The sequence below is a fragment of the Agrobacterium sp. AGB01 genome, from assembly GCF_014851585.1.
GTDB lineage: Bacteria > Pseudomonadota > Alphaproteobacteria > Rhizobiales > Rhizobiaceae > Agrobacterium.
This window is the reverse complement of sequence record NZ_JACVAB010000005.1, coordinates 194,644-210,482: the sequence shown is the minus strand read 5'-3', so window position 1 is coordinate 210,482 and position 15,839 is coordinate 194,644. Positions and strand designations below refer to the sequence as shown.

The following is a 15,839-nucleotide window of genomic DNA, read 5'->3' as shown; positions in this document are numbered from 1 at the left end:
CAAAGATTGTCTGCGTAGACCGTATTTTAGCTTGATGATTCGAGACGACGGGCAGTTTCGGGCTTGAAGGTAACGACCCTGTACGCGTAGGCGAGTATGATCCCACAAAGCACCGTTGTTGCCACTGGATCGACGTAGTCTTTAACCGTATCGTATGCCTGACCCAGGCCAAATCCCGCAATCGCAAGTATCGTCGTCCACATAACGCTGCCTAACGCGGAGTAAAAGGCAAACTGCCAAAACGGCATGCGGGCCAACCCTGCCGGTACGGAAATGAGTGTCCGTATCGTCGGTATAAGGCGGCCCAACAGCACAGACATTTTGCCATGACGGCGGAAGCGGCCGCGTGCGACCTGAATGTCATTTGGCGACAGTGTAAGCCAGCGCCCGTGGCGAGAAGCTATTGCCTCGATCTGCTTCTCGTTCACAACTCGCCCTAGAACGTACCAAGGCAAGATCCCCATGATGGCGCCGACTGACCCGGCTGCAATGACTGAGAAAACATTTACTTCCCCTTTTGCGGCCAGATAGCCCGCCAAGGGCATGATAAGCTCGGAAGGAATTGGCGGAAAGATATTCTCAAGGAACATCAATAAACCAATGCCAAACAGCCCCAGTTCCTGCATGGTCCATTGAACAAAACTTTCCATTGTCACGCCGCCAGTTTTTATTGCGACGCAGTCGAGCTTTGCTAAGCCTGTGCGATCAGCAAGGATGATCGCTTTTAACTCGCTGGAGATCGAAAGGATGCATCGACCGGGAGATATATATTTAAGGTCGTTGGTTAACCTGGCAGCACTGGCTCAAGCGGTGCTGCCATTGCGAAATTCAGGTTCATAGCACCATTCGCTTAGACGATTGCTGCGAAAGAAATTCACCGATATCCGGCTCTCTCATGGGCCGCGCATAAACATAGCCCTGCACCAGGGTAGCCCCGAGACCTTCCAGAGCCTCGAGCTCCTCAGGTAGTTCGACCCCCTCAACCACGCATTCCAGCCCCATGTCTCGACTTAGGGTCAGGAGGGATTTCACGATTTTGTAACTGGCTGGCTTCTTATGCAGATCAGTCACGAAGCTGCGATCAATCTTGATCTTGGTGAGTGGTAGAGCATGCAGCCGTGTCAGGCTGGAATAACCCGTGCCGAAATCATCCAGCGAAATACCACAACCGAGGCGACGCAATACTTCGACCGACTGTCTGACCTGTTCGAAATCATGCGCAAAGGCCGTTTCGGTAATTTCAAGATCAAGTCTTTGCGGATCAAAGCCGCTGTTTTCAATGATGCCGACTAATCTCAGCACGCCTTCGCAAGAGTTGAGATCATGAGCGGAAAGATTGAAGGACAACCTGAGGGATGGCTCCCATTTCGAGGCAGCAGTCAGGGCCGTTTTGAGAAGGGGCCGAGTGAGTGAGCTGACGATACCTGCCCGTTCGGCAATAGAGAAAAACTGGTCAGGTGGCACTTGTCCGAGAACCGGGCTGTGCCAACGCGCCAGTGCTTCAAAACCGTTGGCTCGTCCATCGCGTATGTCAACGATGGGCTGGAATACGACAGAAAGCTCTTTTTCCATGTCTTTCTGTTTGAGCATATGTTCGATGCGCGCTTCTATATTTATCTGCTTTTCATGCTCTGCATCGAACAGAACAGCATCGCCACGCCGGGTCTTCTTGGCATGGTAAAGCGCATAATCCGCCCTGTCGAAAAGCTGTTCAAGAGTCGAGGCAAGGTTTGGAAAAACCGCGATCCCCATGGAAGCGGAAACATGCACTGTCCCTTCCGGCATGTGGTAGGGCGCTCTCAACTGCTCCGAAATAGCATTCGCATTGGCGACAAGTTGCACATCGTCCGGTATGATCGGAGCAACAATGGCAAATTCATCGCCACCCAGCCGAAACGCCCTGCTTGCTTTGAGAGAATCGGTAAGACGTTTACTTACATTGACCAAGAGCCTGTCGCCAACAGAGTGTCCATAGAGATCGTTGACTGGCTTGAAGCCATCAAGATCAATAACGCCGAGCGCCAGCCGGGTTCCCGTAATCTTGGCCTTTTCGAGTTCGGATTCCAGATGCGTGAAAAAGGCCCGGCGGTTCGGTAGTTCCGTCAGGCTGTCAATATTGGCAAGCAGCAGGTTCTCGTTGCTCAGTGCTTCAGTACGCTGTTGGGAAACGACCATGCGCTCGAAATTGCGATAGTTGGTCAACAAGATGGACATCATGCCCGCACAAACCAGCAGAACATTGATCGCGATGGCAATGAATGTCGGTTGTTGTGAGGCCAGAAAAAAGACAATGAACGCCCCGTTGACAATGACCGTGACAATAAAGGCGGCCGATCGCACATACATCAGACAAAAGATGCAGGAAATAACGGTAATTGCCATGTAGAAGGCGACGTGGGATTGCGTATAGGCATTCCCATAGGGTACGAGCGAAAACGACCAGAGCGTGAATGCTATTGCGATCCCGACCGCCAGCCGGTTTGTGCGCTGTAGTGCGGCATGCGCAACCTTTGGCGAGGGATCGACACCGCGCGTCCTCCACCAGAATGCTACCCTGAGTGTGCAGCCGACTGTGAACACAGCCGGAATTCCAATTGTGAGCCAAGACGGCGCCAATTTCACATGCGTCGTGGCAAGTGCCCAGGTGCTTGAAAGCAGTATAAAGTACATCATCGGCATTTGCCGGGTGAAGGCACGATACTGTTCTCGTAACAGGTCCGAATTATCAGCCCGTACAGACATAAAATACTGCAGTTTCTGCTTGGCGATTAATATGTTCATTCACACGGCCCATCAAGTACAGAGTCGGTTATGTAGCAAATCCATCTTTCATCATCGGAAATACAAAAGGTGAATCAAGCGGAAATGAAATCAACTGCAAGGTGTGAATGCGTATTGATACATGATGTGTAATCAATACTATTTCAGATCTGTGCTGGTCATAAGCCTAAATATACTTGTTTTACTCTACTTTCGAACGCGTATGGCCTTTACCCAGCCCCTCCCGAGGAGCGAGATTTTTTGCATCGAGAATAAAACTGACACGGCTGCTCTGACGTGATGTGATTTCTGTCCACTGTCTTCGCGTAATTCGCCGGTCCAGACGCTTGAGAGCCGATGTGGCGCAAATGCATTTCGCCACATCCGGAGCAGATTGAAGCATAGTGGCAAGGGGAATTCCTTCACTTCTAGTTGGCATGTCCCAACCTTCCCGACAGCACTCCAGGCGTTCGATGGCCCGACGAACCTCTATTCTGCGGCCATCGCCGGCATGGGACCCGGTTCGTCGATCGGGACCGGTTGCGCATGGTGCACCCCCTTTGGCGGCTTGATTCGGAACCACACGGCATAAAGTGCAGGAAGAAAAAGGAGTATCATCACGGTACCCGCCGCCGTGCCGCCGATCAGCGTATAAGCCATCGATCCCCAGAACACTGAATGGGTCAGAGGTATGAACGCCAGGATCGCAGCAAGCGCGGTCAGGATCACCGGACGCGTCCGCTGAACGGTCGCTTCAACGACAGCATGGTAGTCGTCGAGACCCGCGGCCTGATTATCCTTGATCTGCTCCGTCAGGATCAACGTGTTACGCATGAGAATACCCGCCAGTCCTATCAGGCCGAGAATGGCGTTGAAGCCGAACGGCTGATTGAACAGGAGCAAGGTCGGAACCACTCCTGCAAGACCAAGCGGTGCTGTCAGCATCACCATCGTCATCGTCGACAGGCTGCGAACCTGCAGGATGATGACGATCAGCATAGCCGCAATCATCAGCGGGAAAACCTGAGCTAGCGCCGTATTCGCCTTGAGAGACTCTTCGATATTTCCTCCCATCTCGATACGGTATCCGACCGGGAGCGACGCGATGAGCGGCTGTAGTGCCTGCATGACCTGTTGCGAAACTTCCGGTGGCTGCGTCGCCTCGTTGATATCAGACCTGATCGTGATGACCGGGGTCCGGTCACGACGCTTCAAGATCGGCTCTTCGAACCGGATCTCCGAGTGCCCGAGTTGATCCAGCGGCACCTGACGGCCATCCCTGCTCATCAGCGAGAAGTCGGCAAGACGCGACGGGTCGAGACGGATTTCGCCAGCGCTTCGCGCAACGACAGGCACGTTGCGGATGTTGTCGCGCACCTGCGTGACGGGGATACCGCTGAGCAGCATCTGCAACTGCTGGGCCGCCTCCGCTGGCGAAAGGCCAATCAGATTGAGCCGCTCCTGATCAGGGACAAATCGCAGAACAGGTGTTCGATTGCCCCAGTCGCGGTTGGCTTGGCGGACATCGGGAACGGTCTTCATCAGCGCCAGAGCTTGCTCCGAGATCTTGTAGAGTTCGTCCTGATCAGGTCCCATGATCCGGAATTCGACGGGGAACGGCGTGTACGGACCAAATACGAGCTGCGTCACCCGCACAGATGCTTCGGGGACAAGTCCTTCCGATATGGCAGCGCGAAGGCGGTGCTTGAGTTCTTCCCTCGCGTGGGCATCAGATGTCAGCACGACGACCTTGGCGAAGGCAGGATCAGGCAGTTCCGGTGCCATTGCAAAGAAGAAGCGCGGTGCGCCCTGCCCTACGTAGGACGTGACGATGTCGGACTCAGGCTGGGTCTGCAGCCAGTCTTCAACTTTCTTGACCGCAGATGTCGTCGCCTCGATGCTCGTGCCCTCTGGCATGCGCACTTCGACCAACACCTCAGGACGGTCTGATGTCGGGAAGAATTGCTGTTTGACCCCGCCCATCCCAATGACAGAAACTGCCATAGAAATGCCCACCACGGCGCAGACCATATATTTATGGCGAACTGCAAACTCGATGGTTGAGCGCAACCGGCGATAATTTGGCGTATTGTATATAGCCTCGTGGCCGCCCTCTACGGGTTTGACGTCTGGCAACATCTTCACGCCGAGGTAGGGTGTGAAGGTCACAGCGACAATCCACGATACGATCAGGGCAAAGCCGACCACCCAGAAAATGTTGCCGGCATATTCTCCGGCAGTGGATTTTGCGAAACCGACGGGCATAAGTCCGATGATCGTCACAAGCGTTCCAGACAGCATGGGCGCGGCCGTATGGCTCCAGGCGTAAGCCGCCGCCTTGATGCGGTCCATGCCTTCTTCCATCTTTACAACCATGACCTCAATGGAAATGATTGCATCGTCAACCAGCAGACCGAGCGCAAGGATCAAGGCGCCGAGCGTGATACGGTCGAAGAACCGCCCGGTTTCGAGCATGATGAGAAAAACGACGGCAAGAGTTAGCGGGACGGCAAGTGCGACAACGATCCCGACGCGCCAGCCGAGTGCGACGAGGCTTACGAAAAGCACAACCCCCAAAGCCATCGCGAACTTGAGCATGAATTCGCCGACAGCCTCGTCAATATTGACAGCCTGATCACTGACTTTGGTCAGTGTCATTCCCAGCGGCAATGTCTGCGAGATTGCAGCAGACCGCTCCTCGAGTGCCTTGCCCAGATCAAGACCGTTCCAGCCAGCCTGCATGACGGCACCCAACATTATGGTCGGCTCACCTTCATGGCGGATAAGATAGGTTGCAGGATCCTGATAGCCTCGACGCACCTGCGCCAGGTCGGACAGCTTCAGTGTCCGACCGCTGACCGCGATCGGCGTGTCGGCGATTGCCTGCTCACTGTTATACGCACCGTCGAACCGGATGAAGACCTGTGGTCCTTTGGTGTCGATTGATCCCGCGGGCGTTACCGTGTTCTGTCTTTGCAAGGCGGCAGCGATATCCTGCGCGGATATGCCGAGCGTCGCGAGTTTTGCATAGGAGAACTCGACGAAGATCTGTTCGGGACGCTCGCCGACGATGTTGATCTTTTTGACACCGGGCACGTGCAGGAAATCCTGCCGGATGACCTCTGCCTGCCGCACGAGATCGCGCATAGGCAGTCCCTTTGCCTTCAAGGCATAGAGACCGAAGCTCACATCGGAATACTCGTCGTTGACGAATGGGCCCATCACGCCCGGAGGCAGGTTTCGAGCCTCATCGCCGAGCTTTTTGCGCGCCTGATAGAATTCTTCTGCCACAGCACTTGACGGCGTATTATCCTTGAGGGTGACTGTCAGGAACGCGTACCCAGGCCGCGTTGTCGTTTCGACGCGGTCGTACCAGGTCAGTTCCTGAATACGTTTCTCAAGCGGCTCAGCGACGAGGTCCTGCATTTCTCTCGCGGTGGCGCCCGGCCAGACTGACGTGACCGTCAGTGTCTTGATCGTGAACGACGGATCTTCGGCGCGTCCCAGCTTTACAAAGGCATAGGCCCCAGCGGCTGCCAGCAGCACGATAAAGAAAAGAGTGATGGCACGTTCGCGAACCGCGATGGCGGAAAGATTGAAGCTCATTAGTTTTTAACCTCTTGTTGCGAGGCAATCCTGACGTTTGCGCCATCGTTGAGAAGATGTGCCCCCAAGGCAACGACCTGCTCTCCAGTCACAATCCCGCTAACAAATGCCGTCTCCTCGCCGATCTGGCGAACCTTGACTGGTGTGAACTTCACAGTCGAAGTGGTGCTTTCGACAACCCACACGCCTGTACGATTTCCGTCGTCCAGGAGTGCACCCACGGGTATCGCAACTTCCGACTGGCGGTCAGTGTCGGGGATTTTGATTGTCACAGTCGAGCCAAGCGGGGCTGAAGCCGCATTGCCCTCAAGAATGTAACGAGCCTCGTAAGTCCGGGTTTGGGGATCGGCAGAATCGGAAATCTGCCGCAGCCTGGCCTTGCCGCTCAGACTGCCGCCTCCGTAAACATCGGCCTGAGCCTCGGAGCCGAGAGCGGGCCGTAGGGTCTCAGGAAGCCAGACGACGGCTTCACGTGGTCCGGACTGAGCCAGTTGCACGACCGTCTGGCCTGCGGCAACGACCTGCCCGGGATCTCCAAGGGTCTGGACTATTGTTCCGTCAGCGTCTGCGACGAGAAGCGTGTAGAGGGTGTTGTTTTCAGCCACTTGGGCGTCGGCTTCTGCTGCCGCGAGTTGAGCCGTCGCAGTGTCAAGCGCTGCTTTTGCCTGTTCATATCGCTGTGGAGTGGCTGCCAAACCATTTTTTACCAACGCTGCATAGCGTTTCTCGTCTAATTGCGCCTGGACCAGAACGGCGCGTGCTGCGGTGACTGCATTTCGTCTGGCGATGAGCGCCAGTTGCAGGTCGGTTTCATCAATGCGCATGAGCGCCTGGTCTTTGCTGACCTGCTGCCCTACATCGACCATCCGCTCGACAATTTTGCCCGGAACACGGAAACCAAGGTTGCTCTGGACACGGGACGCGACCGTTCCCGTGAAAGAGCGCTCAGTCATTCCGGTGTTCGTGACCTCGGCAACCCGAACCAGGGGGGAGGCTGTCCTCGGATCAGCCGCCAAAGCTTCCTGCCTCGTCGGCTCGTAGAACATGAAGAAGGCTCCGGCAGAACCTGCTGCTGCCACGAGGCCTACGAGAGACAGGACATATTTGCGTTTCATTGTTGCGTTCTCTTCTTGACCAGCGATCCAAACGAATTAGATTGCGACCTAACTCTATTTTCATTATAGATGTCAATCGAAATCTAATTGGAGGTCGAAATGCGAGTGAGCCGCGCACAGGCTGAAGAGAACAGGGACAGGGTCATCGATGTGGCAAGTCGCCTGTTTCGAGAACATGGCTTCGATGGGATCGGCCTCAAGGACTTGATGAAGGGTGCTGGACTGACGCAAGGCGCCTTCTACAAACAGTTTGCGTCAAAGGAGGACCTCGCAACCCTCGCGTCGGCGAGAGCAATGGAGAGCGCCACGGCACGATGGTCGGATGCCGCCGCAACCAGCTCCGACCCCCTCGAGGTGGTGATGGGCTTCTACCTCTCTACAGATCACCGGGGAGAAAAGGCCGAAGGTTGCCCTCTGGTGGCTCTGGGATCGGATGCGGCTCGTCAGAACGCTGAGGTCAAGCAACCATTTGAAGACGGAATTCGCGCTCATTTCGATGTGCTGGAAAATTTGGTGGGCGGCCCCGAGGACCCAACAGCCAATGGCAAAGCCTTGGCGATACTCTCACTGATGGTCGGTGCGGTCACGCTTTCACGTCTCATACAAGACGAAACCTTGTCCCGTGGCATCCTGGATTCAGCAGCTGGCGAAATCCGCAGGATCGCGGGTCGCGATGTTCCAGCGTGAAGTTCATCACCTCCAGCACCTGACGTTGACAGAGCCAGACGACATGATCGGCACGGGTGGTATTCGGACTGAGATCTCGGTTTTGCCGAGGTTAATACCAGAGCAGTTTTGATCGGTTTCGCGTTGTGTCGAAGACGCCCGCATTGACGCGGCGCGTCTGTCGTATTTCGTTTCTCGGTTGATGACGTTGGCGGCAAAAATTGGCAGGTTTCAAATCAGCGCACGGGAGGCTGCGGCCTCACGTATTGTCTGCATCAAAAGAGACATAGCCACCGAAGGGACAGCATCCGTTCGCATTGTCAGGCCAACGGGTCCTCGCGTTTCGTTCGTATCAATCGGCAATATGCACAGCCGTCCGTCATCGATATCACGCGCCACGACACCGGCAGATATGATCCACACCGCATCGCTTGAAAGAACGAAGGCACGGCCGAAGGCATCTGACACGGTCTCGATCTGGTTCGGCAGGCCGGAAATGCCATTGGCAATGAGAAACCGATCAACAAATGGCCGAATGATCGACGACGTGGTCGGCATCAGAATCGTGTACTCTGCAAGTTCGGCAAATGGCGAGCGGTCCGACGCGAGCAGCGGATGTCCGGCTCGGGCGGCAAACACCACCTGCTCGGAATAGAGATGCTCGAAAACGAATCCCGCCATCCTGTCGGCTCCCGCGAGCCGGCCGACGACAAGATCAAGCTCTCCAAAGCGCAGTTGCTCAAGGAGCACTGCGTTTTCACCCGTTACGATCTTGATACGGCTCCACGTCTTTTCTCTCAGAAAAAGGTCCATGGCACGTGGCATGATATGGCTTGAAACAGTGGGCAGCGCACCAATGCGCAGAAGCGGAGCTTCCCCTATCCGTTCATGCGACACAGAATCGAGCCCTTGGCGAAGCGCTGCAATCGCCGATCCGGCATGTTTCAGGAAAACTTCTCCATAACGCGTTATCCGGATCCCTCGCCCATCACGTTCCACCAGCGCGACACCAAGTACGTCCTCGAGTTCTCGTATCGTCTTGGTCACCGCCGGCTGGCTGACATTGAGGAACCCTGCCGCCTTGACGACGCTTCGGTGGCGGGCAACCTCGATAAATGCCTGAAGATGGCGAAATTTGATCCGGGATTCGTTCATTCAATCGATAACCATATGGATATGTAAGGCGCTCAAGAAGTTATTTTACTTAACCGGTTCAATATACCAAAATCATTGTGGGAGATATTTTTCAATGCAGTTTGCACACGTCAACGGAGTCACGATCCATTACCAGGTCATCGGCGGACCAGCCGATAAACCAGTTATCGTGTTCGCTAATTCACTGGGCACTGATTTCCGGATCTGGCGTGATGTGATCGTACGCCTTGCCGGGGATTTCCCAATTGTTCTTTATGACAAGCGCGGCCATGGTCTGTCCGATGTCGGAAACACGCCGTATTCGATTGAAGATCATGCCGCAGATCTTGCCGGTCTTCTTGACCTGCTCAACGTAAGCCAGGCAATTGTCTGTGGCCTTTCCGTTGGAGGACTAATCGCACAGGCGATGTATCAGACACGACCCGATCTGGTGAGAGCGCTCATCCTTTGCGACACAGCAAGCAAGATCGGGTCTGCCGAAATATGGAATTCGCGCATCGCTGCAGTCGAGGAGCACGGCATAGCCAGCATCATTGATGCCGTCATGGAACGATGGTTCACACCATTTTTCCGCAGCCCTGACAACATCGCCTATCGCGGCTACCGGAACATGCTGGCACGCCAGCCTGTCGAGGGTTATGCCGCAACCTGCGCTGCCATTCGAGACGCGGATTACACGGAAGCGGCAAAACGCATAGCTGTACCGACCCTTTGTATCGTCGGCGATCAAGATGGCTCAACGCCACCCGAACTTGTCAGGTCAACTGCGGGTCTTATTGCGGGAGCGCAATTCGAAATCGTCAAGGACGCAGGCCATATCCCCTGCGTCGAGCAACCCGAAGCACTGACCGACCTGATCCGAACTTTCATCATTAGCGCGATCACCCGAGGCAAGCTCAATGAGTGACACCGAAACAGACCGCCACCGGCTGGGAATGGAGACACGGCGCGCAGTATTGGGTGACGCCCATGTCGACCGCGCCATCGCCAATTCAACCGATTTTGACCAGCCGTTCCAGACGTTGATTACAGAATCCGCCTGGGGGCATGTCTGGTCGCGTCCCAACTTTACCAAACGTGAGCGGTCAATCATTACAATCGCGCTCTTGGCGGCGCTTGGCCAGGATGAAGAGGTCGCCATGCATGTGCGCGCCACCGCCAATACCGGTGCTTCACGCGAAGATGTTCGCGAAGCGCTGCTGCATGTCGCCATCTATGCAGGCGTGCCCGCCGCAAATCATGCCATCAAGATTACTAAGCGCGTCTTCGACCAGATGGACGCCGAAAAGACATCAAGGGAGGAGACCTAAGGATGTCCGATAATTCCAACCAGAGGCCGGAAACAGGTGCATTTTTTGCGCGGGATCGCGAATGGCATTCACCGGCTTTGACGCCGGGATACAAAACATCGGTTCTTCGCTCGCCGCAGCGCGCATTGCTGTCCCTGGACGGCACCATCTCGGAAATTACCGGCCCGGTTTTCGGTCATTCCATGATCGGCGAACTCGATAACGATCTCATCCGCAACTATGCCCGTCCGGGCGAAAGTGCCATCGGGGAACGTATCGTCGTCCATGGCCGTGTTCTGGATGAACGAGGGCGTCCTGTGCGCGGTGCCTTGCTCGAATTCTGGCAGGCGAATGCTGGCGGTCGATATCGCCATAAAAAAGAAACCTATCTCGCCGCAATCGACCCAAATTTCGGTGGGTGTGGTCGCGCCATTAGTGACGATGACGGGCATTACGCGTTCCGCACGGTCAAGCCCGGAGCCTATCCATGGCCAAACGGCGTAAACGACTGGCGCCCTGCCCACATCCACTTTTCTGTTTTCGGCCACGGCTTTGCCCAACGGCTTATCACACAGATGTATTTCGAAGGTGATCCGATGATCTGGAAGTGCCCGATCGTCAACACCATCCCGGATCGGCGCGCTATTGAACAGCTGATTGCGCCACTCGACTGGGGGCAGACGATCCCAATGGATTCGCGAGCCTACAAATTCGACATCGTCTTGCGCGGGAGGCGCTCGACCATTTTTGAAAACCGGCTGGAGGGTAACTGATGACCCAGGAACTTCACAGGTTGAAGGAAACACCGTCGCAGACGGCCGGTCCCTATGTCCACATCGGGCTCACTCCGAATTTCTGCGAGATTGGCGGCATCTATGACGTTGATCTGGGAACAGAAATGGTCAATGAGCAGACTGTTGGTGAGCGCATCACGATCTGTGGCCGGATATTCGATGGCGCTGATGTGCTGGTGCGCGATGCGGTCGTGGAAATCTGGCAGGCCGATAATGCAGGTCTTTACAACAGCCCTTCGGAAATGCGCGGCACCGCTGACCCGAACTTTACCGGCTGGGGTCGCTGCCCGACCAACAGCGAAGACGGGTACTTCCGGTTTGAAACCGTCAAGCCCGGCCGAGTGCCGTTCAGGGACGGGCGTTTGATGGCACCGCATGTAACGCTCTGGATCGTTGCCCGCGGCATCAATATCGGGCTGCATACCCGCCTCTATTTCTGCGACGAGAAAGAAGCCAATGCCGCAGATCCGCTATTGTTGCGCATAGAGCATCGCCAGCGGGTGGAAACCATGGTGGCGCAAAGAGATGGCAGCGTCTACAGCCTAGACATTCATTTGCAGGGGCCAAAGGAAACGGTTTTTCTCGATATTTAAGTCCTTTGACGACATATCGACAAACGTTAATCTGGACACATGATGTCATTTTCTCCCTTCGACCACCCCTTTCTGTCGGGCCTTCTCGGCGATGGCGAAATCGCTGGCTATCTCTCGGCTGAAGCCGATATCAGAGCGATACTGTCCTTCGAGAGCGCATTGGCGCGTGCCCAGGCAGGGATCGGCGTTATCCCAACCGAGGCCGCAAACCGTATTTCGATTGAGTGTATTGGACTTAACCCAAATGTGGAGCAGCTTGGCACGGCAGTCGCGAGAGATTCTGTAGTGGTGCCGGAACTGGTCAGGCAGCTACGCGAGGCAGTTGGCGGTAGTGCTGCAACCCATGTTCATTTCGGCGCGACCAGTCAGGACGCAATAGACACAAGCCTGATGTTAAGGCTGCAGACAATCGTGCGGATTTTCGCAGATCGCACAGCAGAAGTTGTAGAATTCCTGCATGGGCTCGAGCGCCGCTTCGGCGACTGCCTGTTAATGGGGAAGACCCGTATGCAGGCAGCCATACCAATTCATGTGTCAGACCGTTTGCGGAGTTGGCAAGATCCGCTCGAGCGTAGCCTCAAGTCGTCCAAGCACCTGGAATTTCCCGTTCAATTCGGAGGTGCGGCGGGCTCACTCGACAAATTAGGCGAGCATGGCCCCGCCGTCCGCGCTGCGCTTGCCAGGGAGCTGGGCCTTGCCGATATCAGGCAATGGCAAAGCCAGCGTGACCCCGTGGTCGCCATCGGCCATTACCTTTCATCGCTGACTGGAGCACTGGGCAAGATGGGGCAGGATATTGCACTCATGGCGCAGGCAAGTGGCGAGGGAGAAATCTCCCTTGAGGGCGGCGGCACATCTTCCGCCATGGCGCATAAGCAGAACCCGGTGGCGGCTGAAACGCTTGTTGCACTCGCTCGCTTCAACGCCGTACAGGTTTCAGGTTTGCATCAGTCGCTTGTCCATGAACAGGAGCGTTCGGGCGCAGCTTGGACCCTCGAATGGCTGATCCTGCCACACATGGTAATGGCAACGGCCGCATCGCTTCGCTTGAGCATGCGAATGCTCGCAAGCATCAAAAGCATGGGAACGACAGATTTGCCATGAATCGGGGAAAGTACCCGCCTGACGATCAGGAGTTCATCGCATCATCGATCAATTCCTGCGGGCGCACTGGCCTTCTCTCACGCGCCGATCTGGCGATGGTCAACGTGGTCGCCAGCGTCATCATGCCATCGCGCGCAGAAATCAGCGGTGTTGCCGTTCCGGCAATGATGTCGATGAAATGGGCAAGCTGGTTGTCATAGGCTCTGCTACCGTCGAGCGTGACATGCCGCCGGACCAGAGGGTGCTGCCAATCTCCATTCTGCGTCTCATGCATCCACAGATCCATTGAGGGTACAGCCAATGCGGCCTGCGTACCCGATAGAAAATATGCATTTTCCGGCTGGTGTGGGAAATACAGGGCCTGCCCGGCTGCGGTGTCCCAGTTGTAGGGTGAAACGGCAGCATCACTCATCAGGAAAGTTCCAAGTGCGCCAGAGGTGAAGCGCGCGCTGATGCTGGCGCTATCCTCCACCTCGAATCCCCGCACTGTGTTGGAGGTGAGCGCCATTACCTCCTCGATATCTCCGCAAATGAAGCGCAAACAGTCGACATCGTGAATGAGGTTGATGAGTAATGGCCCTCCACCCGGCTCGCGACGCCAGGCGGTATTGAAATAATGTCCAGGCTTGTCAGCCATCCACATTGCGTTGACAGCAACAAGGCGCCCCAGCGCACCCTCTGCCACCAGTTGTCTCGCCTTAGCAATATCCGGGCTGTGGCGTCGATGGTGGCCAACAAGCACGGGAACGCCTGTCCTGTCAGCCGCCGCAACGAGCAGCATTGCAGCCTCCAGAGTATCGGCCACGGGTTTTTCGACCAGGCAAGGTATGCCGTGCTCCACACATGCGATCACAGCGGCGGCGTGAAGAGCATTCGGCAGCGCGATAATAACGCCATCCGGGCGAATTTGCTCTAACATAGTGAGAGCGTCGCAATAGTGCCTGGCTCCATATTGGTCAGCCACAGATTTTGCCGCCTCGGCAGGATCAACAATTGCGACCAGTTCCGTTTTCGGGTTTCTGAACAGCAACGCTGCATGTTCACCCCCGATCAGGCCCGCACCTAACAACGCAATTTTCGCAGGTTGGGAAACCATCCTCATCCTTCACAATCTGGCAACAGCGCGCAGTTCCTCGGCCGTCGTTGTCGGCAGGTCAAAAAACTCAAGATATGCGGGGATTTGCTCGAACAACATGTCGGTCCCCACCTGATATCCGCAACCGCGAGCACGAGCAGCAGCAAGAAACGGGGTGATTTCCCGGCTCAACACAACCTCCCCTGCAAAAGCAGATGGCGAAATATGGGAGACATCAAAAGGAAGCGGATCGTTCTCGTTCATGCCAAGCGGCGTTGCATTGATGACAATATCGTATCCGTCGGGATCGGTTTTGCCGATCTCGACCTTCAGGTCAGGATAATGGCGGCGTAGCCGATCTGCGAGCCCCTGCATCATGGTGGCGGAAGCGTCTGACAGCGCCAGTTCCGCCAGTCCGGCCTGGGCAAGCGACGCTGCGATCGCTGACCCGACCCCGCCAGTGCCCGCCATGATCGCTCTCATCCCGCTGATTTGCCTGCCCTTGCGCAAAACCCCGCGCACGAAGCCCTCACCATCGAACATGTCGCCGATCAGGCGGCCATCCAATCCGATCCGCACCGCGTTGCAGGCTCCCGCCACCTGTGCATTGGTGGAAATCTGGTCCAGCAGTCCCATGGTCGTTATCTTATGCGGCATGGTGATGAGTGCGCCGTGAATATTGGACAGGCGGAAAACGAGTTTGAGAAACGCCGTGTAGTCTTCCGGGCGACATCCCATGGGTACGACAACCGCATCAATGCCGTTCTTTTCAAAATAGGGATTGTAGATCAACGGCGCTTTGAAGGAGTGCGTCGGAAAGCCCAGATGGGCTATGAGTTTTGTGTTGCCGCTGATCATCGGCCTACCTTCCGGCTGCGAATTGTGACCGTATCAATGCCGCCCAAGGATCTCACCAAGGAACTTCCTGGTGCGTTCATGTTTGGGATCGGAGAAAAATTCTGCAGGTGGTGCCTCTTCCACAATCACTCCGCTTGCCATGAAGACGACACGATCCGCGACCTGACGCGCAAACCCCATTTCATGGGTCACGCAAATCATTGTCATGCCTTCATCAGCAAGAGCGATCATCGTATCGAGCACCTCCTTGACCATCTCAGGATCCAGCGCAGAGGTCGGCTCATCGAACAGCATCGCCTTGGGACGCATGCACAGAGCACGGGCAATCGCAACGCGCTGTTGTTGCCCGCCGGATAGCTGTGCGGGATATTTCTCTGCCTGCTCAGCAATCTTGACCCGCTCAAGCAACTGCCGCGCGCGTTCCTCCGCCTGCGCCTTGCCGAGGCCAAGCGCCTTTATCGGCGCAAGCATGCAGTTTTGCAGAACGGTTAGATGCGGGAAAAGATTGAACTGTTGAAAAACCATGCCGACCTCGCGGCGTACCGCATCGATCGTTTTGGATCCATGTCCCAGCATGATGCCGCCAACATGGATATCGCCTTTTTGATAGGTCTCTAGGTGATTGATGCAACGGATAAGCGTGGATTTCCCACTGCCTGAAGGGCCGCAAAGCACGATTTTTTCACCCTTGGCCACCGACATATTGATGTTATCGAGGGCCTGAAAGGCGCCATACCACTTGTTTACACCTGACAAGGTGATCATCTGTTCGGTTGGGTTTTCTGTGGCTACTGTCTGGTTCATCAACGAAACTCCGGAATTGT

Annotated in this window: 14 protein-coding genes; 6 read left to right on the top strand and 8 right to left on the bottom strand. The window is 55.6% G+C overall.

The window, feature by feature from the left end:
• Positions 1 to 26: 26 nt before the first annotated feature.
• From IB237_RS18215 to IB237_RS18200, 4 genes are all read right to left on the bottom strand, one after another.
• Positions 27 to 650, bottom strand: a complete 624-nt coding sequence (locus IB237_RS18215) for a DedA family protein (RefSeq protein WP_192490112.1) — start codon at positions 648 to 650, stop codon at positions 27 to 29.
• A gap of 184 nt (positions 651 to 834) precedes the next feature.
• The gene (locus IB237_RS18210; RefSeq protein WP_192490111.1) at positions 835 to 2,781 is read right to left on the bottom strand and encodes a bifunctional diguanylate cyclase/phosphodiesterase; all 1,947 of its coding nucleotides are present in this window, start codon (positions 2,779 to 2,781) and stop codon (positions 835 to 837) included.
• A gap of 468 nt (positions 2,782 to 3,249) precedes the next feature.
• Positions 3,250 to 6,366, bottom strand: coding sequence for an efflux RND transporter permease subunit (locus tag IB237_RS18205; RefSeq protein ID WP_192490110.1), 3,117 nt, complete (start codon positions 6,364 to 6,366; stop codon positions 3,250 to 3,252).
• Positions 6,366 to 7,481, bottom strand: coding sequence for an efflux RND transporter periplasmic adaptor subunit (locus IB237_RS18200; protein ID WP_192490109.1), 1,116 nt, complete (start codon positions 7,479 to 7,481; stop codon positions 6,366 to 6,368). Before IB237_RS18200 ends, IB237_RS18205 begins: the two co-directional genes overlap by 1 nt.
• Before the next feature lie 99 nt (positions 7,482 to 7,580).
• Between IB237_RS18200 and IB237_RS18195 the strand changes: the two genes are divergently transcribed.
• Complete coding sequence (locus tag IB237_RS18195; protein WP_192490108.1) at positions 7,581 to 8,168, top strand: TetR/AcrR family transcriptional regulator; 588 nt, start codon at positions 7,581 to 7,583, stop codon at positions 8,166 to 8,168.
• 210 nt (positions 8,169 to 8,378) lie between these two features.
• Here the strand turns inward: IB237_RS18195 and pcaQ are convergent, their stop codons facing one another.
• Entirely contained in the window at positions 8,379 to 9,302 is a 924-nt protein-coding gene (pcaQ, locus tag IB237_RS18190; protein ID WP_192490107.1) for a pca operon transcription factor PcaQ, read from the bottom strand.
• A gap of 94 nt (positions 9,303 to 9,396) precedes the next feature.
• On the opposite strand from pcaQ, the gene pcaD reads away from it, so the two are divergent.
• From pcaD to IB237_RS18165, 5 genes are read left to right on the top strand one after another with little or no spacing between them, the layout of a single operon-like run.
• Positions 9,397 to 10,209 carry a 3-oxoadipate enol-lactonase gene (gene pcaD, locus IB237_RS18185; RefSeq protein WP_192490106.1) on the top strand — a complete coding sequence of 271 codons (813 nt, stop codon included), beginning with the start codon at positions 9,397 to 9,399 and terminating at the stop codon, positions 10,207 to 10,209.
• Positions 10,202 to 10,612 (top strand): 4-carboxymuconolactone decarboxylase, encoded by a 411-nt coding sequence (gene pcaC / locus IB237_RS18180; RefSeq protein WP_192490105.1) that lies wholly within the window; start codon positions 10,202 to 10,204, stop codon positions 10,610 to 10,612. The genes pcaD and pcaC overlap by 8 nt, the downstream gene beginning before the upstream one ends.
• Positions 10,613 to 10,614: 2 nt before the next feature.
• Entirely contained in the window at positions 10,615 to 11,364 is a 750-nt protein-coding gene (gene pcaH / locus IB237_RS18175) for a protocatechuate 3,4-dioxygenase subunit beta (protein WP_192490104.1), read from the top strand.
• Positions 11,364 to 11,978: a protocatechuate 3,4-dioxygenase subunit alpha gene (gene pcaG, locus IB237_RS18170; RefSeq protein WP_192490103.1), complete on the top strand. Its 615-nt coding sequence runs from the start codon at positions 11,364 to 11,366 to the stop codon at positions 11,976 to 11,978. The genes pcaH and pcaG overlap by 1 nt, the downstream gene beginning before the upstream one ends.
• A gap of 42 nt (positions 11,979 to 12,020) precedes the next feature.
• The gene (locus tag IB237_RS18165; protein ID WP_192490318.1) at positions 12,021 to 13,082 is read left to right on the top strand and encodes a 3-carboxy-cis,cis-muconate cycloisomerase; all 1,062 of its coding nucleotides are present in this window, start codon (positions 12,021 to 12,023) and stop codon (positions 13,080 to 13,082) included.
• A gap of 25 nt (positions 13,083 to 13,107) precedes the next feature.
• On the opposite strand, the gene IB237_RS18160 is transcribed toward IB237_RS18165, so the two are convergent.
• Genes IB237_RS18160 through IB237_RS18150 form a run of 3 tightly spaced genes read right to left on the bottom strand, consistent with a single transcriptional unit; the run spans position 13,108 to position 15,780 of the window.
• Complete coding sequence (locus IB237_RS18160; RefSeq protein ID WP_192490102.1) at positions 13,108 to 14,178, bottom strand: Gfo/Idh/MocA family protein; 1,071 nt, start codon at positions 14,176 to 14,178, stop codon at positions 13,108 to 13,110.
• 9 nt (positions 14,179 to 14,187) lie between these two features.
• Positions 14,188 to 15,015 (bottom strand): shikimate dehydrogenase, encoded by an 828-nt coding sequence (locus IB237_RS18155; RefSeq protein WP_192490101.1) that lies wholly within the window; start codon positions 15,013 to 15,015, stop codon positions 14,188 to 14,190.
• A 33-nt stretch (positions 15,016 to 15,048) separates the two neighbouring features.
• Positions 15,049 to 15,780, bottom strand: coding sequence for an amino acid ABC transporter ATP-binding protein (locus IB237_RS18150; protein ID WP_192490317.1), 732 nt, complete (start codon positions 15,778 to 15,780; stop codon positions 15,049 to 15,051).
• Between the last annotated feature and the right edge of the window lie 59 nt (positions 15,781 to 15,839).

Coding starts and splice junctions, on each gene's coding strand:
- IB237_RS18215 (WP_192490112.1), bottom strand. CDS start 650: ATGGAAAGTTTTGTTCAATGGACCATGCAGGAACTGGGGCTGTTTGGC.
- IB237_RS18210 (WP_192490111.1), bottom strand. CDS start 2,781: ATGAACATATTAATCGCCAAGCAGAAACTGCAGTATTTTATGTCTGTA.
- IB237_RS18205 (WP_192490110.1), bottom strand. CDS start 6,366: ATGAGCTTCAATCTTTCCGCCATCGCGGTTCGCGAACGTGCCATCACT.
- IB237_RS18200 (WP_192490109.1), bottom strand. CDS start 7,481: ATGAAACGCAAATATGTCCTGTCTCTCGTAGGCCTCGTGGCAGCAGCA.
- IB237_RS18195 (WP_192490108.1), top strand. CDS start 7,581: ATGCGAGTGAGCCGCGCACAGGCTGAAGAGAACAGGGACAGGGTCATC.
- pcaQ (WP_192490107.1), bottom strand. CDS start 9,302: ATGAACGAATCCCGGATCAAATTTCGCCATCTTCAGGCATTTATCGAG.
- pcaD (WP_192490106.1), top strand. CDS start 9,397: ATGCAGTTTGCACACGTCAACGGAGTCACGATCCATTACCAGGTCATC.
- pcaC (WP_192490105.1), top strand. CDS start 10,202: ATGAGTGACACCGAAACAGACCGCCACCGGCTGGGAATGGAGACACGG.
- pcaH (WP_192490104.1), top strand. CDS start 10,615: ATGTCCGATAATTCCAACCAGAGGCCGGAAACAGGTGCATTTTTTGCG.
- pcaG (WP_192490103.1), top strand. CDS start 11,364: ATGACCCAGGAACTTCACAGGTTGAAGGAAACACCGTCGCAGACGGCC.
- IB237_RS18165 (WP_192490318.1), top strand. CDS start 12,021: ATGTCATTTTCTCCCTTCGACCACCCCTTTCTGTCGGGCCTTCTCGGC.
- IB237_RS18160 (WP_192490102.1), bottom strand. CDS start 14,178: ATGGTTTCCCAACCTGCGAAAATTGCGTTGTTAGGTGCGGGCCTGATC.
- IB237_RS18155 (WP_192490101.1), bottom strand. CDS start 15,015: ATGATCAGCGGCAACACAAAACTCATAGCCCATCTGGGCTTTCCGACG.
- IB237_RS18150 (WP_192490317.1), bottom strand. CDS start 15,780: ATGATCACCTTGTCAGGTGTAAACAAGTGGTATGGCGCCTTTCAGGCC.